Annotated in this window: 18 protein-coding genes; 8 read left to right on the forward strand and 10 right to left on the reverse strand. The window is 57.0% G+C overall.

Features of this window, described 5'->3' with window-relative positions:
* The first annotated feature begins 29 nt into the window (after window positions 1–29).
* The 4 genes from FY156_24710 (at window position 30) to FY156_24725 (ending at window position 5800) form a co-directional block, all read left to right on the forward strand.
* The gene (locus FY156_24710; protein UXS04658.1) at window positions 30–1496 is read left to right on the forward strand and encodes a TolC family protein; all 1467 of its coding nucleotides are present in this window, start codon (window positions 30–32) and stop codon (window positions 1494–1496) included.
* A 33-nt stretch (window positions 1497–1529) separates the two neighbouring features.
* Entirely contained in the window at window positions 1530–2282 is a 753-nt protein-coding gene (locus FY156_24715) for an efflux RND transporter periplasmic adaptor subunit (GenBank protein UXS04659.1), read from the forward strand.
* A gap of 120 nt (window positions 2283–2402) precedes the next feature.
* Complete coding sequence (locus FY156_24720) at window positions 2403–3668, forward strand: HlyD family efflux transporter periplasmic adaptor subunit (GenBank protein ID UXS05237.1); 1266 nt, start codon at window positions 2403–2405, stop codon at window positions 3666–3668.
* Window positions 3665–5800 carry a biotin/lipoyl-binding protein gene (locus tag FY156_24725; protein UXS04660.1) on the forward strand — a complete coding sequence of 712 codons (2136 nt, stop codon included), beginning with the start codon at window positions 3665–3667 and terminating at the stop codon, window positions 5798–5800. The genes FY156_24720 and FY156_24725 overlap by 4 nt, the downstream gene beginning before the upstream one ends.
* A gap of 28 nt (window positions 5801–5828) precedes the next feature.
* Here the strand turns inward: FY156_24725 and FY156_24730 are convergent, their stop codons facing one another.
* Window positions 5829–6725: a LysR family transcriptional regulator gene (locus FY156_24730; protein ID UXS04661.1), complete on the reverse strand. Its 897-nt coding sequence runs from the start codon at window positions 6723–6725 to the stop codon at window positions 5829–5831.
* A 111-nt stretch (window positions 6726–6836) separates the two neighbouring features.
* Between FY156_24730 and FY156_24735 the strand changes: the two genes are divergently transcribed.
* The 3 genes from FY156_24735 (at window position 6837) to FY156_24745 (ending at window position 9059) form a co-directional block, all read left to right on the forward strand.
* The gene (locus FY156_24735) at window positions 6837–7589 is read left to right on the forward strand and encodes a glucose 1-dehydrogenase (GenBank protein ID UXS04662.1); all 753 of its coding nucleotides are present in this window, start codon (window positions 6837–6839) and stop codon (window positions 7587–7589) included.
* 25 nt (window positions 7590–7614) lie between these two features.
* Window positions 7615–8004 carry a nuclear transport factor 2 family protein gene (locus tag FY156_24740; protein ID UXS04663.1) on the forward strand — a complete coding sequence of 130 codons (390 nt, stop codon included), beginning with the start codon at window positions 7615–7617 and terminating at the stop codon, window positions 8002–8004.
* A 95-nt stretch (window positions 8005–8099) separates the two neighbouring features.
* On the forward strand, window positions 8100–9059 hold the full coding sequence (locus FY156_24745) for a 3'-5' exonuclease (GenBank protein ID UXS05238.1): 960 nt from the start codon (window positions 8100–8102) through the stop codon (window positions 9057–9059).
* Between the two features lie 268 nt (window positions 9060–9327).
* Here FY156_24745 and dinB read toward each other — a convergent pair whose 3' ends face one another.
* The 4 genes from dinB to FY156_24765 all read right to left on the reverse strand — a co-directional run bounded on the left by dinB (window position 9328) and on the right by FY156_24765 (window position 13822).
* Window positions 9328–10422, reverse strand: a complete 1095-nt coding sequence (gene dinB / locus FY156_24750; protein UXS04664.1) for a DNA polymerase IV — start codon at window positions 10420–10422, stop codon at window positions 9328–9330.
* 204 nt (window positions 10423–10626) lie between these two features.
* Window positions 10627–11853: an amidohydrolase family protein gene (locus FY156_24755; protein ID UXS04665.1), complete on the reverse strand. Its 1227-nt coding sequence runs from the start codon at window positions 11851–11853 to the stop codon at window positions 10627–10629.
* A 51-nt stretch (window positions 11854–11904) separates the two neighbouring features.
* Window positions 11905–12381, reverse strand: coding sequence for a GAF domain-containing protein (locus FY156_24760; protein UXS04666.1), 477 nt, complete (start codon window positions 12379–12381; stop codon window positions 11905–11907).
* 70 nt (window positions 12382–12451) lie between these two features.
* Window positions 12452–13822, reverse strand: a complete 1371-nt coding sequence (locus FY156_24765; GenBank protein UXS04667.1) for an MFS transporter — start codon at window positions 13820–13822, stop codon at window positions 12452–12454.
* 101 nt (window positions 13823–13923) lie between these two features.
* On the opposite strand from FY156_24765, the gene FY156_24770 reads away from it, so the two are divergent.
* Window positions 13924–14847, forward strand: coding sequence for a MurR/RpiR family transcriptional regulator (locus FY156_24770; protein ID UXS04668.1), 924 nt, complete (start codon window positions 13924–13926; stop codon window positions 14845–14847).
* 14 nt (window positions 14848–14861) lie between these two features.
* On the opposite strand, the gene nagA is transcribed toward FY156_24770, so the two are convergent.
* From nagA to FY156_24795, 5 genes are all read right to left on the reverse strand, one after another.
* The gene (gene nagA / locus FY156_24775; protein ID UXS04669.1) at window positions 14862–16013 is read right to left on the reverse strand and encodes an N-acetylglucosamine-6-phosphate deacetylase; all 1152 of its coding nucleotides are present in this window, start codon (window positions 16011–16013) and stop codon (window positions 14862–14864) included.
* Complete coding sequence (gene nagB / locus FY156_24780; protein ID UXS04670.1) at window positions 16006–16788, reverse strand: glucosamine-6-phosphate deaminase; 783 nt, start codon at window positions 16786–16788, stop codon at window positions 16006–16008. The genes nagA and nagB overlap by 8 nt, the downstream gene beginning before the upstream one ends.
* Window positions 16785–17645: an ROK family protein gene (locus FY156_24785; protein ID UXS04671.1), complete on the reverse strand. Its 861-nt coding sequence runs from the start codon at window positions 17643–17645 to the stop codon at window positions 16785–16787. The genes nagB and FY156_24785 overlap by 4 nt, the downstream gene beginning before the upstream one ends.
* The gene (locus tag FY156_24790; GenBank protein ID UXS05239.1) at window positions 17642–18319 is read right to left on the reverse strand and encodes an N-acetylmannosamine-6-phosphate 2-epimerase; all 678 of its coding nucleotides are present in this window, start codon (window positions 18317–18319) and stop codon (window positions 17642–17644) included. The genes FY156_24785 and FY156_24790 overlap by 4 nt, the downstream gene beginning before the upstream one ends.
* Before the next feature lie 76 nt (window positions 18320–18395).
* The gene (locus tag FY156_24795) at window positions 18396–19319 is read right to left on the reverse strand and encodes a dihydrodipicolinate synthase family protein (protein ID UXS04672.1); all 924 of its coding nucleotides are present in this window, start codon (window positions 19317–19319) and stop codon (window positions 18396–18398) included.
* Window positions 19320–19326: the final 7 nt, after the last annotated feature.

Below are 19326 nucleotides of genomic sequence, written 5' to 3' on the forward strand. Positions count from 1 at the left end.
TTCGTAGTGATGACATACGAGGTGACGCGGTGAAGTTTCCATTTATCTGGACTGTGCCTGTTGTCCTGCTTGCTGCCGGCTGTACGGTGCGGACAGAACCCCTTACGCCAGAGGCAAACGCTGTTTTCGGGCATGAGAAGCTTGTTAGGGCAACGGCAAATCAGGAACCCATTACCGGTTCGATCGATCTTTATGATGCGATGGCGAGGGCGTTGAAATACAACCTCGACACCAAGGTGGAGATCATGCAGGCCGCGCTGAAAACGCGCGAGGCTGATCTTGTCAGCTACAGTGCGCTGCCTAAAGTGGTGGCGGGTGCAGGTTATGCAGGACGTGACCAAGCGGATCCGTCGACACCCTCGACGCGTGACGACAGTATCAGAACAGCAGATCTGACATTCTCATGGAATATCCTTGATTTCGGATTGTCTTATGTTCGAGCCAAGCAGGCCGCTGATCAGGCTCTCATACAGGAGGAGATGAAACGACGTATCGTCAACAAGGTCATCGAAGATGTGCGTACCGCCTACTGGCGGGCGGTAAGCTATCAACGTCTGGTTGGTCGAATGCGGGCGCTTGAAGGCCGCGTGGCGCGGGCGTTGCGCGACACCCGTGGTCTGTCATCAAGTGGCGAGAGTTCACCGCTGGTGGCGCTGACCTACGAGCGCGAGCTGATCGAAGTGAAACGCGAAGTCGAGATGCTGGAGGGCGAATTGAAGGTTGCCAAGAGCCAGCTTGCAGCGCTGATGAACGTGACGCCCGGAACGGAATTCACACTTACGGTGCCAAAACGCGCTTCGACCCGTCTGACGGTGCCGGACAATATGCCGGAAATGTTCCGTATCGCGGTGGAGAACCGACCGGAGATGCGTGAAGTTGCGTACCGCACGAGGATCAACGAGAAGGAAGTCAATGCTGCCCTTCTGGAAATCCTGCCAGGCTTCAACGTCTATGCTGGAGCAAACTACGATTCCAACGAATTCATTGCCACGAATGACTGGCTGTCATGGGGCGCCAAGGTCAGCTTCAATGCGATGAAGCTTGCCAGCATGCCGGCGGTCAACAAGAAGATCGAGGCGGAGAAAGAGGTTCTGGACGCGCGCGCATTGTCGGTTGCTATGGCGATCATGACGCAGGTTCACATCAGCCGCACGCGCTATGCCCACCTCAACAAATCTTATGGCACGGCGGTAGCGCTCTCCAACGTCTCTCACCGCATCCTCAAGCAGGTACGCGATGAAACCAACGCCCAGAAGACCAGCGAGCAGATCCTCATCCGTGAGGAAATGAACGCACTTCTTGCCGATGCCAAGCTCGATATGGCCTATGCCGATCTGCAGAATGCCTACGCCAACATCTATGCCTCCCTTGGCGTAGACCCGTTCCCGGCCGGGCTGTCTACAAGTTCGAGCATAAACCAGATGGCATTGCAACTCAGGACAATGTGGACCGATACCGGTGGTCCCGCAAAGATAGAGGTGGCCACCGCCAAATAGCGGGCACCGCTGACGGCGTGAGGGAGGTACGACGTGCAGACATGGAATGTATTGGGTCTTGTTCTTGCAATCGCGACTGTAACGCCAGGTGGTCATCCTGCTTATGCGCAGGATGACGGCACGGCGTCGCGAGGTATCGTCAAAGCCGTCAATCAGGCAATGATTGGCACGGACCTCAGCCTTCCGATCGTTTCTCTGCCGTTTCGCGAGGGCCAGGATTTCTCCAAAGGTGATGTTCTGGCCGCCTTCGATTGCCGCGACCTCGAAGCGCAGGTGAAATCGGCGGAAGCCGTGCTTCGGGCCGAAACAATCACGCATGAAAACAATATGCGTCTCGCACGTTCAAAGGCCGTCGGCTCCTACGAGGTCGATTTGTCCAAGGCAAAGACAGACCAGGCGGCGGCGGAACTGGAAGCCTTTCGAAGCAAGATGGCACGCTGTGTCATCAGGGCCCCCTACGATGGTCGCGTGGCTTTCATGCGCGCAAATGAGCACGAAATACCGGAGCAAAATCAACCGCTTATGCAGGTCGTCAGCACTGGAGATCTCGAGATTGAAACGCTTCTGCCCTCTCCCTGGCTACGATGGCTGAAACCTGGAGCGCCGTTCACCATCGCGATCGATGAGACCGGCGAACAGAAAAAGGCGGAAGTTGCCCGGATCGCTGCAACCGTTGACCCTGTCAGTCAGACGGTCAAGGTAACGGGGCGGTTTTCCGGCGATACAAAAGGAATTTTGCCGGGAATGAGCGGGGCGACAAAATTCAACCCCGTGCCCGGGGAGTAACGGATGGAACGAGAGATCAAGGCGACGGCTGCTTCATCCCAACGCATCACGACAGATGCGGGACAGGCCGCGTCCAGGGCATACGAACTGCTTTTGCGTATTGAAGCGGAAGCACGGCATGTGGAAACCGTTGGCGAGTTGGCGTTTCTGATTGCCAACGAAACAATCCACATTGCCAAGTGCCGCCAGGTTTTTGTTCTGGCCGGATCTGAAAAGAACCTTGCGGTCAAGGCAGCGACGTCAGTGAGCGGCATTGATCGCAACTCGCCTCGTATCCGCTGGATTGAGGCCATCGTGAGCAATCTTCGCAACGACAGAGGTCTCAAGGACGTTTGTGATTTTGCGCTTCCGGCGTTCTGCCCGTTGAATGATGAGGAGCATAAAACCTATCCCAGCCGTTTCATGGCCTGGTTGCCGTTTCAGCTTCGCGACGGCACGGTGTTCGGCGGCATGCTGATCGCCCGCGAAGTCCCCTGGAACGAGCCGGAGCTGACCATTCCACGACGGCTGGCTGCAACCTATTCGCACGCCTGGGCAGCGCTTTCCGGCAAACGTCGCCTGAAACGTCGGGTCAGGATGAAACCGTTACTCGGTGCGGCGCTGATTGCTGCTATCGCTCTCGGTTTCTACCCCGTTCCGCTCACCGTTTTAGCGCCGGTTGAAGTGGCGCCTATTTCCCCTCGCATCATTGCGGCGCCAATGGATGGTGTGATTGAGAGCATCATCGTCAATCCCAATCAGATGGTTCGGCAAGGCGAACCGCTTCTGAAAATGTCTGACGTCATGCTGCGCAACGAACTCGCTGTGGCAGAGCAGGACGTGCGTGTCGCCGAGGCGAAGCTGATGCAGGTCACACAAGGCGCGGTTTCCGATCCGAAACTGCGGGCAGATCTTGCTATTACCCGAAGCGAGCTAACGGTTGCCGCCGCAAAACGAAACTATGCCGGCGATATGCTGGAGCGTTCGGACGTGCGGGCGCCATCGGATGGGATTGCAATCTACACCGACCGGCGCGACTGGATCGGGCGTCCGGTCACAACGGGCGAACGCATCATGGAAGTGGCAGACCCGACGCGCATGCAGCTACGGATTGATGTGCCGGTTGCAGACGCGATTGCGGTTTCGAAAGGAGCGAAGGTCCGTGCCTTTCTCGATTCAGATCCGTTGAAACCGGCCAAGGCTACAGTTGAGGCCGTCTCTTTTGAGGCTCGCATGGTGGAAGGTGACGTGCTGGCCTATCGCATCTATGCCGCCCTGGATGGTGACAAGCCCGGTATGCGGCTTGGTATTCGTGGAACCGCGCAGATCAGTGGCGATAAGGTGGCGCTGGCCTACTACCTGTTCCGGAAACCAATCTCCGTTATTCGCCAACGGTTCGGCTTATGATTACCGCTCAGCCCACCGATGCGCCGCTGCCGATCCTGCGTGAGGATCTACAGATCGTCAGGGTGGGGGCAAGTTATTCCGGGGCACCCGCCTGGGTGATCTTCGATCCAATCCGGAACCGCTTTTTCCGGATCACGTATGAGATGTTCGAGGTGCTGCGGTTCTGGAATATGAGCCGTACAGTCGGAACTCTGCTCAAGACCGTGAATGCCCGCTTTATCGAGCGGATGTCGGAAGACGATATCGGGACGATCGTGCGTATGCTGGAGCACAATCTGCTGCTGGTTCAGCCGACCCGGGGCGGGTGGAGGGCTTTGCACCAGAAGGCGCAGCCACGACATTCGATATTCATGCGCCTCATTCACAACTATCTGTTTTTCAAGATACCGCTCGTCAGGCCTGAGCGGTTTATCCGCGCGACATGGCCGTATATCGGGTTCCTCTTCAGTCGTGCATTCTGGTGTGTGTCTGCTTTCGCGGGATTGATTGGTCTTTATCTCGTATCTCGCCAATGGGATGCTTTCGTCGGCACGTTCCCCTTCGTGTTTTCGCTTGAAGGTGCCGTAATCTCCATCCTTTCGGTGATCTTCATCAAATGCCTGCATGAACTGGGGCATGCCTATGTGGCACATCGTTTCGGTTGCCGCATTCCGACCATGGGCGTTGCATTCATGGTGATGGTGCCACTGCTTTACACGGATGTCAGCGATGCGTGGAAACTGAAGTCACGGTGGCAGAGGTTGAGAATCGATTCCGCCGGTATGCTGGTAGAATTGACGGTGGCGGCCTACGCACTGCTTGGATGGGTGTTCGTACCGGATGGGCCTTTGCGCAGCGCACTTTTCGTGTTGGCAGCGACGGGTGTCGTTTTGAGCCTGCTGGTCAATCTCAACCCGTTCATGCGCTTCGATGGCTATTACATTCTGGCGGATTTGCTTGGCGTGGAAAACCTGCAGCCGCGGAGCTTCCGGCATATGCGGTGGCGCCTGCGGGACTTCCTGTTCAAGCCTGGCCACCCGGCACCTGAAGTCTTTCCGCCCGCGCTTGATGTCACGCTGACCCTTTATGCGATCGCGACGGCGATCTACCGGCTGGCCCTTTATCTCGGCATTGCGGTTCTGGTCTATCACTTCACCATCAAGCTTGTCGGCATTTTGCTTTTCGTCGTCGAGATCGGTTTCTTCATCATTCGCCCCGTTTTCATGGAAATGAAGGAGTGGTGGGCCATGCGCAGTGACATTTTTCGTAGCCGTCGAACTTACGTGACGGTTACAATCCTCGGATTATTGGTGGCGCTGGCCTTTTTACCGCTTTCCACCCGTGTCACCGCACCTTCCGTCATCTATCCGCAGGAGTTCCTGCGGCTCTATCCTCAGGAACCGGGACGGATTGAAAGGCTTGATGTTTCTATTGGACAGGCGGTGAAAGCAGGAGATGTCCTGTTTGTCATCGATGCGCCGCAGATCAGTGAAGAATTGAAGATTGCCGAGGTCGAAATTGAGCTTGCGCGTTCCCGTTTGGCGCGAGTTGCCGCCAACGCTGACGATCTTGCGCAGCGCAGCGTTATTGAGAGCGAACTTGGCAGCTCGCTGGCCCGAAAGCGCGGACTTGAAGAACGCCGAACGGCTCTCGTCGTCAGGGCACCGTTCGACGGGATGATTACAGACGTCAATCCGGAAATTTTGCCCGAACAATGGGTTGGCCGTGCGGAGCAGATCGCCTTTCTTTCCTCCGGCCAAGGCTCAGTGGCTCGCGGATATGTCGCCGGAAACGACAGTGCGCGACTGTCGCCCAATGCGGCTGGCTGGTTTGTGCCGGATGACGTATCTCAGCCGAAACTGCCCGTAACACTGGCGACCATTGCTGAAGCCGGGGCAAGGGAAATCGAGGTTCCGCAACTCTCTTCACAGCACCACGGCGCTATCGCTGTCCATGTTGCGTCAGAAGGAAAGAGACAACGCCTGGTGCCAGTCTCAGCGCAATATGCCGTTGTTGCCACAATTGATGGTGACATCTTCGTACCGCCACGCTCGGTTCAGGGCGTCATGCTGCTTCATGGCGAAGGTGTCAGTTTTGCAGAGCGCATGTGGCGGCGTGTCTTGATGGTTCTTTTCCGTGAAGCAGGCTTCTGATAGTCTTTCTATCCTGACAGGTGTTTCATCACGCCAACGCGTCTTTCGGGAAATTTGCGGCCAAAGCATCGATGAATTTGCGCACAGCGGGTGGAAGGCCACGTCGGGTCGTAAAGACGAGGTGAACAAGTCCCGTCATCCCGCGCCATGCGGGCAGCACCCGAACGAGCTTGCCCTCGTCGAGGGCCTGTCGGCATGTGTGATCAGGTAGCAGAGCTACACCCAGCCCCGCTATCGCCGCTGCCCTGACCGCATTGAAGTCCGTACAGCCGATACGTGGTTCATGGCGAAGTGTATCTGTGCGGCCATCGTCAGTCTCCAGAAACCAGTTAACTTCGGCCTGATCATCGGTCGTTGAGAGTGTCGCCTGACCTGCAAGCTGCTTTATATCGCCAATGCGGCTCGCCATCTGCGGACTTGCGACAAGAATGCGGATCGAGTTTCCGAGCGATCGCATCGTCAGGGATGCGTCGCTGTCGAGCGAGGTACGGACACGCAGTGCCACATCGATCCGTTCTTCGATCAAATCGACAGGGCGGTCGATGGCGACCAGTTGTAGGCGTACTTTTGGGTACTGCACCAGAAACTGGTTCACAAGATCGGAAATAGGCTCGACCAAGCCGGTCGGACAACTCATGCGAATCAGGCCATGCGGCTCTGATTTCGCTTCTGCAGCCAATATTTCCGCACGTTCTGCCTCCGCCAGCATCGCTTTGCATCGCGCATAAACGGACTGCCCGACGTCGGTTACGCGAAAACGACGACTGGATCGTTCAATCAGACGGACCCCGAGACGCGCTTCCAACCCCGCGACCCGCCGGCTCAACTTCGACTTTGGTTCGTTGAGGGCTCTGCCTGCAGCCGCGAAGCCGCCATGGTTCACCACTTCGGCGAAATAAACGAGGTCGTTCAGATCAGTCCGCATTATCGTTCTACATATGGAACGCTGAGTCGTAAAAATGCCGTCTATTTGAGCCAGCGTTCTGCTGCCATGTTCTCTCCAACGGCAACGGGGCCGTCAAGAAGGAACAAGACAATGAGCAAGAAATTTGAAAACAAGGTCGTGGTCGTGACAGGCGGCACGAGCGGTATCGGTCTCTCAACCGCAAAAGCCTTCGTAGAGGAAGGGGCGTCAGTTTTTATCACGGGTCGTCGCAAGGATGCGCTTGATGCCGCTGTAAAGGCAATTGGCGGTCGCGTGATCGGTGTGCAGGCTGACATGAGCAAGTTGGCAGATATCGATCGGCTTTATGATGCAATCCAGCAGAAGCACTCGCACATCGATGTTGTGTTCGCCAACGCCGGCGGTGGCGAGATGGCAGCGCTTGGTGCAATCACCGAAGAGCATTACCAGAAGACATTCGATACCAACGTCAAGGGGACGTTGTTCACGGTTCAAAAGGCGCTACCGCTGTTGCGGGATGGTGCCTCGATCATTCTGACGTCTTCCACGACGAGCATCTCCGGCACACCGGCCTTCAGCGTCTATTCTGCAACAAAGGCTGCCGTCCGTAATTTCGCCCGCAACTGGATACTCGATCTGAAAGATCGCCACATTCGCGTCAACGCCGTCAGCCCGGGAGTAACGGACACGGCTGGTCTCAACGAATTGTTCGGTAACGGTGAAAGCGCCGAGAACACAAAGAATTACCTCGCAAGCCTCATTCCTGCAGGTCGGGTCGGCCAACCGGACGAAATCGCCAAGGCAGTCCTCTTCCTGGCATCGGATGATGCGTCCTTCGTCAACGGTGTGGAGCTGTTTGTCGACGGTGGCCAAGTCCAGATTTGACGCTCTGTCTCCAAGGAGAACCACAATGGCAGACATCGCTGCACTGCTGGAACGGAATCTTCAGGAGCTTTTTGGGGAGGGCGATGACGCCCTCCGCCAGAAAGTTGCCGACGAGATCCTTCACGAGGATGCGGTCTTTATCGAGCCGCATGGGATTTATCACGGTCGCAATGAGATCGTACGAATCGCCGGTGTCATTCGCGCCGCGCATCCGACATTCCGATATCAGACACTATCCGCCGCAGAGGTTCTGCATGAACAGGCGGGTCGGGTGAGATGGGTTGCGGGAGAACCGGGTGAAAAGCCCTCTTATGCCGGCACGGATTTCATCGTCGCTCGTAACGGAAGAATCGCCGCGATTTATCTCTTCTTCGACGGCCCTCCTGATCCAACCGGCGCACCAATCCCGGGCTGATCCCGTCAGACAGCAGGAATGACGTCGGCGTGTTGGCGTGATAGAGGTCTCCTACGATGCGACAGGAAATGCTAGGCGTGCCAACACAGTTCGATATGTTTTCAGATGACCAGATACCGGTGCGGGGAAAGCCTGCCGCCGAGGGCAGGGTAAAAAAAACAACCGCCGCCGCAGTCATGGACGAGGGTGATATGGTTGCGCACCTGGCCGCAACCGGCCGGTACCGCATCCTGAAGAAACTCGAACCCCGGCAGACTGCTGCCAATGCCCGTTCCGAGTTTCCTCTGAAGGGCGTGATCCTGGACACGGAGACGACCGGCCTCAGCCACCGTAAAAACGAGATTATCGAGATCGGGCTGATCGCTTTCACTTTCGACGAACACGGTGCAGTCGGCGATGTCACGGGTATCTACGGCGGATTGCAGCAGCCGAGCATCTCCATTCCCGCCGAAATCACGAAGTTGACTGGTATCACCGATGAAATGGTTGCGGGCGAAGTTATAGACTTGCAGGCGGTGCAGTCATTGATTGATCCCGCAGATTTGATCATTGCTCACAACGCCGGTTTCGACCGTCCGTTCTGCGAGGCGTTCTCGCCGATCTTCGCCAACAAGGCCTGGGCTTGCTCGAATGCAGAGATCGATTGGTCGGCAAGGGGTTTCGAAGGCACCAAGCTTGGCTATCTGATTGGGCAGGCTGGTTTCTTCCACGATGGTCACCGCGCCGTGGATGACTGCTTTGCTTTGCTCGAAGTGTTGGATCGGAAAGTCGATGCGGTGAGTTCGACACCTTTTGGCGAGCTTTATCGGGCGAGCCAGCGCTCCCGAGTTCGGATTTTTGCGGAAAACAGTCCCTTCGAGATGAAGGACCATCTGAAGGCGCGTGGTTATCGCTGGTCCGATGGCAGCGAAGGCCGCCCCAAATCCTGGTGGATCGAAGTCGACGAGACGGATCTGGAACCTGAGCTTCATTACCTGCGGACCGAAATATACCGATATTCGGAAGCTGACCCGTTAACGAAGCGGTTGACTGCCTTCGACCGTTTCAGGGCGTGATTGCCTTAAATCATGCACGGTTTTCTGGAGCTTTGCATTTTACGCATGGCTGCGCTGCGGTCTGACCCCTAACGCGATTTCCGGGATGCTGTATATATCAACTCAACGAAGCGATGTACCTCCTCCCACAGAGCTTCGGGTTTCAGGCGACCCACTCCTCCTCCCAGGGAAGCCTGAGGGAACAGCGACACTCCTCCTCCCAGTCGCTGTTCGGTTTTTTTCGAAAGCCTGCCGCACCTCCTCCCGCGGCAGGCTTTTTCGTTTCTGGCTACAGATTGAAATCAAATTGCGGTTGATACTGGGTATCGTGCTGGTCTGTTTCCGTTGAGAGTGATGACAGTGTTACCCCGAGCAAGCGTATAGAGCGTCTGAACGGATGGACGCTGGTCAACAGCGCAGACGCAGCCTCGAATACACCCACGGTATTTGCGAAGGGAAGGGTGCCGGTCCGGCTGCGAGTGGCTTGGGTAAAGTCAGAATATTTGATCTTCACCGTCACGGTTTTTCCGCTGATCTCTCTCTCCACGCAGTAATTCCATACCTTGTCGACAAGCGGCCGCAACTCAGCAATTGCGAGTTCGAGATCGTCGATGTCTTTTACGAACGTATCTTCGGCGCCAACGGATTTGCGAACTCGATCTGGTTGAACCTGGCGGTCATCGATGCCACGGGCAATGCCGTAAAAATACGCGCCTGACTTTCCGAAGTGCTCAGTCAGAAACACCAGCGACTTTGCCTTGAGATCGGAGCCGGTCTCAATGCCAAGCCGGTGCATTTTTTCGGCTGTCGCCGGTCCTACGCCGTGAAATTTCTTCACCGCAAGATGCTCGACGAATGCGGGCCCATATTTTGGCGTGATCACCGCCTGTCCATTCGGCTTGTTGAGATCAGATGCCATCTTGGCGAGGAACTTGTTGTAGGAAATGCCTGCCGATGCATTGAGTCCGGTAACGGATTTGATCTTTGCGCGGATTTCCAATGCGATCTCACTTGCGATCGGCATTGCCTTCAAGTTCTCGGTCACGTCAAGGTAGGCTTCATCGAGAGACAAGGGCTCAATCAGAGGCGTGTATTCTGCAAAAATCGCGCGAATTTGCTGTGAGACAGCGCGATATACCTCAAATCGCGGTTTCACGAATATGAGTTCAGGGCATTTGCGCGCGGCGGTGACAGAGGGCATGGCGGAGCGCACGCCAAATTCCCGGGCTTCATAACTTGCTGCTGCAACAACGCCGCGTGCGGCAGCACCTCCGACCGCGACCGGTTTGCCCCGCAATTCAGGATTATCCCGTTGTTCCACGGAGGCGTAAAACGCATCCATGTCGACATGGATGATCTTTCGGATCTCGGTAACGTCATTCATTGCGGTCTTGGCAGCTTAGCCGTCTCAGGCGGTATGATATGGAAACAAAGAGGGAACATACTCTCGGTTACCGGAGATCGCAACGCTTAACCGCGAAATCGAATGCCCAATATGTCAGGGCAGGTTTATTGAGTGGATTTAAAAAGCTGAAGCAGATGCGGAATATGTTTCCGCATCTGCAGGTGCAACACCAGTGTCGCGAGATCAGGATGTCTTGACGAATTCGCCGCCCTTGATGATGAACGGCATGTGGCGGCCCTGACCGGTCAGCAGAGAGAGATCTTCCAGCGGGTTGCCATCGACCACGATCAAATCGGCGAACGCGCCAGCGGCAACGGTCCCGAGCTTGCCCTCATAACCAAGCGCCTTTGCCGCATCGAGCGTGGCTGAGCGGATGACGTCCGCAGCCGGCAGATGTTCGCCTCTGAGGACAAATTCTTCGGACTGATGTTCGTGCATCTCGCCCAACAGGTCGGTGCCGTAGATCATCGTCACGCCCGCTTCATGCAGAACCTTGAGTGCGTTGAAACCGGCACTGCGAACATCTTCAATCTTGGCAACCGACACAGGTGGCAGACCGAGTGAAGCGCCATCCTGGGCCAGGCGATCATAGACAATGTTGGTGGGAACCACGAACGCACCACGTTCTTTTGCCAGTTTCGCTGTCTCAGGCGTGATCAGGTTGCCGTGCTCGATCGATTTTACGCCGCATTCGACAGCGCGGCGGATGGCCGCGTCCGTATAAAGATGCGCGGCAACATAGGTTTGAGCGTTTTCGGCCTCCTCGACGGCAGCGAGCAATTCTTCGCGAGAAAAGCCGAGGTTGGCGATCGGGTCAGTTGGCGATGATACGCCGCCATTTGCCATCAACTTGATGAACTGTGCGCCAGCCTTGATTTCTTCGCGGGAGGCGCGACGAACTTCGTCAACACCGTCGCAGATGCGGCCCAGCGCACCGAGTTGATCGGGGTAATGCTCAACGGATCTACGGTTGAAGCGGCCGCGATAATCGGTGTGACCACCCGTCTGAGACAGCGCCTTGCCACAGATAATCAATCGCGGGCCAATAATCGTTCCTTCCTCCAGGGCCTCAACGAGACCGTGGTCAGCACCACCGAGATCGCGGACCGTGGTAAAACCGCGCATCAACATCGCTCTCATGATGTTGGCGGAACGCAGTGCCACCAGTGAATTTGGCAGATCCGCATTGGCGCCTAGATCGAGCTTGGTGGCAATGACGTGCACATGTCCGTCGATCAGGCCGGGCATAACGATCTTGCCAGCGAGATCGATGATCGTATCGGCCTGTTCGCTCACGCCGCTGCGGACCTCGACGATCAGCTCATCATGGATCAGGATGTCGACCAAATCCGTTGGCTTATCCTGCGATCCGTCGACCACGCGTGCATTTTTCAAGAGAACAGTTGTCATTGGTATAAGCTTTCGATCGAATGTGTGGGAATGCGGGATAGGCGCCAGCGGCTAGGATTGGCGCGCGGCCTGAAGAAAATAGGGGGCAAGCCAGGGGGCGAGAGCCTCGACGCGGGCGACGTGGGTTTCGTCATAACTTCCGGCGCGGTGCGTCAGGTTGATAGTACCGATGCACGTCCCATCAAAGATGACCGGAACGTTGATCTGCGTACCGCCGCCAAGGCTGGCGATCAGTTCGTGATCGAAAAACGCCCATTTCAGGCCTTCCATGTCCTTGGCCAGAAAGTTTTTCTGTTCACCGATCACATGTCGGCCCCAAGGCGTGTCCGTCATCGGTTTGCGACCGGAAACGGGATAATGCACGGTGTCGGAGGAGTAGATGCGCACAACCTCGCCGCCATCAACAGCAAGCAGGGTGAACAGGATATGGCCGACCTCTTGCTGCAGCAACGAATCGAGAGCCTGGAAGAAGGGCTCCGGCTGATTTGTCTTTTTCATCGCCTCGTAGAGGTGCATGTCAGTTTGCATCACAGATATCCTTTTGTAATCGTGGGAGCGGCCAACGCCGCCCCCGTAATCGAGATCAGGAACGTCCTGCTCAGTTCGAACTCGCGGCAAACTCTTCCGCTTCGATTTCTTCCAGTGAACGGTTCTTCGTCGGAATGCCGAGCACGAGAACCGACAATGCGCCAATAAAGAGGATCACCGTGGTCATGCCGAACACGCCGGCGAATCCGCCGATCGGGTAGACCGCGCCGACGAGGATCGGGGCGGCGATGCCACCGATGCGGCCGATTGCAGATGCGGTGCCGACGCCGGTTGCACGGATGCGGGTTGGGAACACTTCCGGCGTATAGGCATATTCGCCAGCGGCCACGCCGTTGATGAAGAACGAGAGCGTCATGGCAAGCGCGATGACCTGCGTGTCGCCGGTGGCAAACGCCAAGGAAAGAGCCGAGATCGCGGCGAGCGCCATGTAAAGGACGATCGTGTATGGGCGACCGATCTTTTCGCAGAGCCATGCGGCGGTAAAGTAGCCGGGGATCTGCGCGGCATAGATCAGGATCGAGAACGAGAAGCTTTTGGTCATCGTCATGCCACGCTCAACGAGCAGGCTCGGAATCCATGTCATGAATGCATAGATGCTGAACGTAACCGATACCCAGAGCAGCCAGGTCATGATGGTAATGCGCAGGAAACGCGGCGATAGCAACGCCTTGAAGTTTGCCATCAATGATGTGTTGGGGGTGGAGGCGACCTGCGGAGTGGAGGTGACCGGCGGTAGGGACACGCCACGTGCAGTATAATCCTTTTCGATCGCCGTGACGATTTTATGTGCTTCTTCGTGACGGCCCTGGCTTTCCAGCCAACGCGGCGATTCTGTCAGACCACGGCGCCACCACAAAACGATCACGACCGGCATGGCCGTAACGATAAGGGCATAACGCCATCCGTCATCCGAGGCCGGTACCAGGAGATAACCCAGCACTGCGGAGATCACGAAACCGAACGAGAAGAATGCTGCAAGTGATGCGGTAAACCGGCCGCGATACTTGGCGCCAACGAATTCCGAGAGGAACGGCGCAATGATTGCAGCTTCGGCGCCCATTCCGATGCCACCGATGACACGGAGCGCAAAGAACTGGTGCCAATCGTTGACCGCAGCGCCTGCAAGGCTTGCAAGGCAAAAGAGGACTAGCGCCCAGAGCATGACGTTCTTGCGGCCGTAACGATCACCGATCGCCCCGGCAATCAGCGCGCCAATCAGAAAGCCGACGTAAGTACTGCTTGCCAGATAGCCGACCTGAAGGCTGGTCAACTGCCACTGCGCACGCAGGGCCGGAAGCAGGAAGGCAATAATGCCCGCGTCCCAGGCTTCAAACATGTAGCCCAGGCCGCCCATCATCAGCAGCTTATATTGGAAGCGTCCGACTGGCAGCCTCTCAAGTCTTGCAGCAGTATTATACATTTTCGGTCCCCGATATATGGTATGACCGCGTCCCGCACATGTGGCGGATCGCAGGCGCGCTGTTTTGTCGCGCAACATTTTTTGCACGGGATGATTTGATAATGCAATACGCAAAAAACGCTGCAGACACTTTTGCAGAGTCCCTGGAGGACTGGTTGCGCAACCTTGACGAGAGATATTCTCTTACTCCGGCAGCCCATGAAGTGGTGCAAGCCGTCATCAATGATCCTCGTCATGCCTCGTTTGCATCTGCTGCTGACCTTGCGCAGAAAGCCGAAGTCAATGTCGCCACCATCACTCGAACAGCGCAAAGCCTTGGTTTTTCGGGGTGGCCGGACTTGCGTCAGGAAATCCGAACCCGTTTCATGAGCAAGCTGTCGGCACCCGAAGTCAGCGTTGTTCATCAACAGGAAAGCGGAGCCGACCGGCCATTCGACGCGGCACTCAACCGACAGATTGAACAGTTGACCGCGTTGCGCAGACGCACGGACAGGCAATCTGTCCGGGACGTTGCAAAAGTTATTGCAGGCGGAAAGCGTCGCATCGTGCTTGGCTCAGGCAGTTTTGCATCAATCGCCAATATTCTCGCGCACCACGCGACTCTGTGCGGTTATCGTATGGAACTTGCGACAGACGGCGTGATGATCGCAAATGCGTTGGGCGACGTCAAAGAGGGCGACGTCGTCATCATTGTGACCTTCTGGAGGCTCTACAATTCTGCCATCCGGGCGGCTCGCCAGGCGAAGGCGAGGGGAGCAACCACCTGCATCATCACCGATGCAGCCGTCGATGCGCTGACTGAAAACGGCGACTATGTTCTCCTGGCACCGGCGGAAAGTACATCCTTCTACACAACGATCATTCCCGGCATCAGCCTGGTTGAAGCAATCTCGGCGGAACTGGGAGCGCTCGATCCTGAGATGAGCGCGCGCTCCATCGCAAGTTTCGAAGAGCAATGGCAGGATCAGGATCTGCTGTTCACGAAAACGGCTCCGATGGCAGGAAAGCCGTTTGATACGCTTTGAGAGCTGTCAGGATTTCAGGTCGCCTCATTCCGCATCAGGAGATTGCCTTGCGTCACCACGCCGGTTGCATTGAGGTGTTCGTCAAAAAGGCTGAGGTTTGCCGAATATCCTGAGGCAATACGGCCGAACCTCTCCTCGACGCCAAGCGCTCGCGCCGGATTGACCGTCGCCATCTGCAAGGCCGTCACCGCATCAACACCTGTGAGCTTTATCAAGGTCTGGAGCGATGTATCCATGGCAATATGGGCACCCGCCAGGGTGCCGTCTGCGCTTGTAAGACGACCATCAGCGAGGGAGATATATCGACCGTCCAGATCAAAACCGGACGATGTGCCTGCCAAAGTCATCATCGCATCCGTCACAAGGCAAAGCCGGTCAGCGGCGGAACGCACGGACATTGTCAGGGCTTGCTCGCCGACGTGGAAGCCGTCCGCTATGATGCCGGCGAACAGCCGATTGCCACCCAGGACCTCTGATACTATGCCGGACACGCGACTGGCTGGCGCAGGCATTGCATTCCAGAGATGAGTAGCGCCGCGGATTTTTGTCAGATCGGCCTGCGTTGCTTCCGAATGCCCCGCAAAAAGGATAATGCCGCTCGCAGCGAGACGCTCGAGATGACTTGCGTTTTGGCACTCCGGCGCAAGTGTCAAAAGAATAACACCCGGAAAATCTCGGGCCTGCTGTTCCAGGGTGAGGACATCCTCTTCCTCGAGCGGCCGTATCGCCGAGGGGTCGTGAATGCCCGGTCTTGCTGGCGAAAGAAAAGGCCCTTCAAGATGGATGCCGATCAGGCCCGGAACGTCTGAGGAAATCGCCTTCCTCACAGCGTCGATCGCATCAAGGTAGGATTGGCCATGCGCGGTGATGAATGTGGGAAGAATGGAAGCGGTTCCGCCCTGACGAGCGCCCCAGGCAATTGTTGCCAATGCTTCCGGCGATGGCGAGAAATTGAACTGTGTATCCGCTGCGCCGTTTATCTGGATGTCGATCATGCCGGGGCTTGCAACAGCGACCCTGACGGCGTTGCCTGTCAAGCGGTCGTCGTCTGAGGTTGCTTTGACCGATTTGATTTGGCCATCACGAACAACAATCGTCTGGTTACCAAGAAATGACGGCGAAACACCGTCATAAAGGCGGTCGCAGAGGATGAGCATGTCAGTCAAAGCGTGTTGCCTCCCCGTTGGGATGCACGTGATGATAATAATCTGTCAGGCGCAGTTTTGAAGACGCCGCGACATCCAGAATGACTGTCGTGTGAGAATGAAGCTGAAGGGCCGATGCCGGGCAGATCGCCGAAAGTGGACCCTCGACCATATCCGCGACAGCTTGCGCCTTCTCAACGCCAGTGGCGAGCAAAAGGCATTTCTGGGCATCGAGAATGGTACCGATTCCCATCGTGATCGCGTAACGGGGCGTCTCTTCGTCCGCTGAAAAATACTGCCTGTTTGCGTTTCTGGTGTTTTCAGTCAGCGTTTTAACGCGCGTGCGCGAACCCAAAGACGACGTGGGTTCGTTGAAGCCGATATGCCCGTTCTGACCGATGCCCAGGAGTTGCAGGGTAATGCCACCGACTGCGCTGATGCGTTCCTCGTATTCCTTGGCTTCGGTGTTTACGCACTCCGGTTTACCGTGCGGCAGATGAGTGCGAGTTTCATCAATGTCGATATGGCTGAAAAGCGCCTCGCTCATATAGCTATGGTAGGAGCAGGGGTGTTCAGGGGCTATTCCAACATATTCATCGAGGTTGAATGTCGTGACCTCGGCAAAGGACAGGCGTCCGTCGCGATGGAGGTCAACGAGACGCTGGTAAAGCGGGAGCATGGTGCCACCGGTTGCAAGCCCGAGAACGGCTTCTGGGTGCGCGGCAACATGTGCCGAAATCACGTCGGCTGCGCGGTTTATCGCCGCATCGCGGTTCGGACAAATGAGAACTTTCACTCTTTTTCTCCTTTGGTCAAAAGGACGCCGAGAAGCGCGCTGTCATGGCCAAGTGCGGCTGGCACGACCGCGACGCGGAATAGCTCCGGCTCCGTTTCCAGATTTGACAGGACACGTTGCAAATATCCCGGAGCAAGCCCGACACTTCCGCCCAGTGCAACGCGATCGAGCCCGAAAATCGCGTTCAGGTCGGCACAAAGTCTTGCGATGGCTGCCGCGGAGCGATCAATGGCTGCACGCGCGAGAGGGGTGTCGGCTTCAAATGCGGTCTTCGCATCCGCCGTTTCGGCAGCACGCGCAATGGCCCGCCCTGACGCAGTCGATTCCACGGTTCCCGTACGGCCCGAGCCGCAAAGGTCTCTTCCAAGCGGGCTCGAAACAAAGCCAAGATGTCCAGCCAATCCATTCGTGCTTTGAACCGGACGACCATTGAGAACGATACCGCCGCCGACGCCGGTGGATACGGTGATATAGGCAAAATGATCGACACCCTTGCCGGCCCCCAGGTTTGCCTCCGCCAAGGCCGCCGCCGCCGCATCATTCATGACGCTGACATTGTTTCCGAACCTGTGACGCAAGCTTTCAAGCAGGTTTTCGCCGCCAATTTGCGACAGGGTTAGAGCATTGACGGCCTGCCAGCGTCCCGCAGCATCGACACGTCCAGCGACTGCAACGCCAAGCTTGTCTCCAGTTTGGAAACCCAGTTTGCCTAGCAGTTCAGCCATCACATCGATCTGTTGGCTGATGGTTGCATCACCATTCGTCGGTGCCTGCAAACGTGCGTCGACCCGGCCGGCGGTGACACGTGCAACGGCGGTTTTGGTGCCGCCGAGGTCAATGGCGTATCCTTCGATCATGGCGTTACCCGCACAGCATCGGCGAACCAGCCGGTGACGACTTCAAGCCTTGTCAGAGCGCTTCCGACCGTCACTGCATCGGCACCGGCCTGCATTGCGAGAGCGGCAAGACCGGGAGAGTTGATGCGGCCCTCGGCCATGACGAAACCGGATCCAAGGGTCTTGAAGGCGCCAATCAGGTCGAGATCGGGGCCTTCGTTGAGGTTTTGAGTTTCAGCCGTGTAGCCTGACAGTGTGGTCCCGAGGATGGAAGCGCCTGCAGCAAGAGCTCTCTGTCCATCCTCGAGCGTAGCGCAATCTGCCATGGCGAGGCGTCCCGCTGAAAGGATCGTCGCGAGAACCTGTTCGCGGCTGTCGGTACGCTGTCGCGGCGTGGCGTCATAGGCAATGATATCGGCTCCCGCTTCGACAAGTGCGAGCGCGTCGGCTTTCGTCACGGTGATGCGTACAGGGCTGTCGGGCAGGTCAGTTTTGACAATGGCGATGATAGGTACATCGACAACCGGACGCACGGCACGGAGATTGTCGACACCCTCGATCCGCAATGCGACGGCACCTCCGGCAACTGCAGCCCTGGCCATGGCTGCGACGATTTCTGGCCGGTCCATTGGGCCGTCGTCCACGGGCTGGCAGGATGCGACCAGTCCACCGCGCATTCGTTCCAAGATGTTCATGTTCATTTCGAGGTACCTGTCGATCTCAAGTCAGCGGACGGGCGCGAACCATGTCGCGCCCGTATGGTCTTGCTGCTTATTTCAGCAGGCCGACGTCTTTCAGAATTGTGTTGATACGGGCAAGAACAGGCGCGTCGAGTGGCTTGATCGGCGCAGTCATCGTTGGTGTCGAAAGTAGCCCGATAGCCGCCATCGCTGCCTTGAAGGCGCCTACGCCTGCTGCGTCACCGGAGCGTCCTGTCGGGCAAAAGACAATTTCAAACAGCCGGTTGAGGTATTCCTGTTCGGCGATTGCAGCCTTGACGTCACCGGACTTGGCCGCGTTCCACAGGCGGACATAGGCGGCAGCGTCAACATTGGCGAGACCCGGAACAGCGCCGTCAGCCCCAACCAGTGCCATTGCATCAACGACGACCTCATGACCGGTGAAGAGTGCAAGCGGGTGTCCTGCGGCTTCGTTCATGGCAATCAGGCGACGGAAACCGACGTCGTCGCCGGAGGAATCCTTCACGCCGGCCAGAACGCCTTCGGTGCCGAGATCGACCAGAAGCTTCTGGGAAAGCTTGCGGTGGACGCGCACAGGAATGTCGTAGGCGAAAAGAGGGGCGTCGATGGCGGCACGGATGGCTCTGAAATGATCCGCGATCTCGCCCTCGTCACTGATGGCATAGATTGGCGCCGTCGCGACGATTGCATCCGCACCGGCATCCAGCAATTTGCGGGCGCTTTCGGCCACACGCGCGGCGGTCAGATCTATGGCGCCAGCGATCACTGGAACGCGACCGGCCGTCGTGCGGCAGACGGCTTCGACGATAGCGATGCGATCGGCATCCGTCAGATAGGCAACCTGACCGGTCGAACCGAGCGGGAAGAGGCCGTTTACGCCAGCGGCGATCAGGTGCTCGACCAATTTCTCCAGATCGGCATAGTTCACGCTGCCGTCGGTATTCAGAGGGGTGACAATCGGAGGAATGATTCCGTGGAAGGATGTATGGGTCATGGTGATC

Source organism: Agrobacterium tumefaciens (assembly GCA_025559845.1).
In the GTDB taxonomy this organism is placed as follows: Bacteria; Pseudomonadota; Alphaproteobacteria; order Rhizobiales; family Rhizobiaceae; genus Agrobacterium.

Coding starts and splice junctions, on each gene's coding strand:
- FY156_24725 (UXS04660.1), top strand. CDS start 3,665: ATGATTACCGCTCAGCCCACCGATGCGCCGCTGCCGATCCTGCGTGAG.
- FY156_24730 (UXS04661.1), bottom strand. CDS start 6,725: ATGCGGACTGATCTGAACGACCTCGTTTATTTCGCCGAAGTGGTGAAC.
- FY156_24735 (UXS04662.1), top strand. CDS start 6,837: ATGAGCAAGAAATTTGAAAACAAGGTCGTGGTCGTGACAGGCGGCACG.
- FY156_24740 (UXS04663.1), top strand. CDS start 7,615: ATGGCAGACATCGCTGCACTGCTGGAACGGAATCTTCAGGAGCTTTTT.
- FY156_24745 (UXS05238.1), top strand. CDS start 8,100: ATGTTTTCAGATGACCAGATACCGGTGCGGGGAAAGCCTGCCGCCGAG.
- dinB (UXS04664.1), bottom strand. CDS start 10,422: ATGAATGACGTTACCGAGATCCGAAAGATCATCCATGTCGACATGGAT.
- FY156_24755 (UXS04665.1), bottom strand. CDS start 11,853: ATGACAACTGTTCTCTTGAAAAATGCACGCGTGGTCGACGGATCGCAG.
- FY156_24760 (UXS04666.1), bottom strand. CDS start 12,381: ATGCAAACTGACATGCACCTCTACGAGGCGATGAAAAAGACAAATCAG.
- FY156_24765 (UXS04667.1), bottom strand. CDS start 13,822: ATGTATAATACTGCTGCAAGACTTGAGAGGCTGCCAGTCGGACGCTTC.
- FY156_24770 (UXS04668.1), top strand. CDS start 13,924: ATGCAATACGCAAAAAACGCTGCAGACACTTTTGCAGAGTCCCTGGAG.
- FY156_24785 (UXS04671.1), bottom strand. CDS start 17,645: ATGATCGAAGGATACGCCATTGACCTCGGCGGCACCAAAACCGCCGTT.
- FY156_24790 (UXS05239.1), bottom strand. CDS start 18,319: ATGAACATCTTGGAACGAATGCGCGGTGGACTGGTCGCATCCTGCCAG.
- FY156_24795 (UXS04672.1), bottom strand. CDS start 19,319: ATGACCCATACATCCTTCCACGGAATCATTCCTCCGATTGTCACCCCT.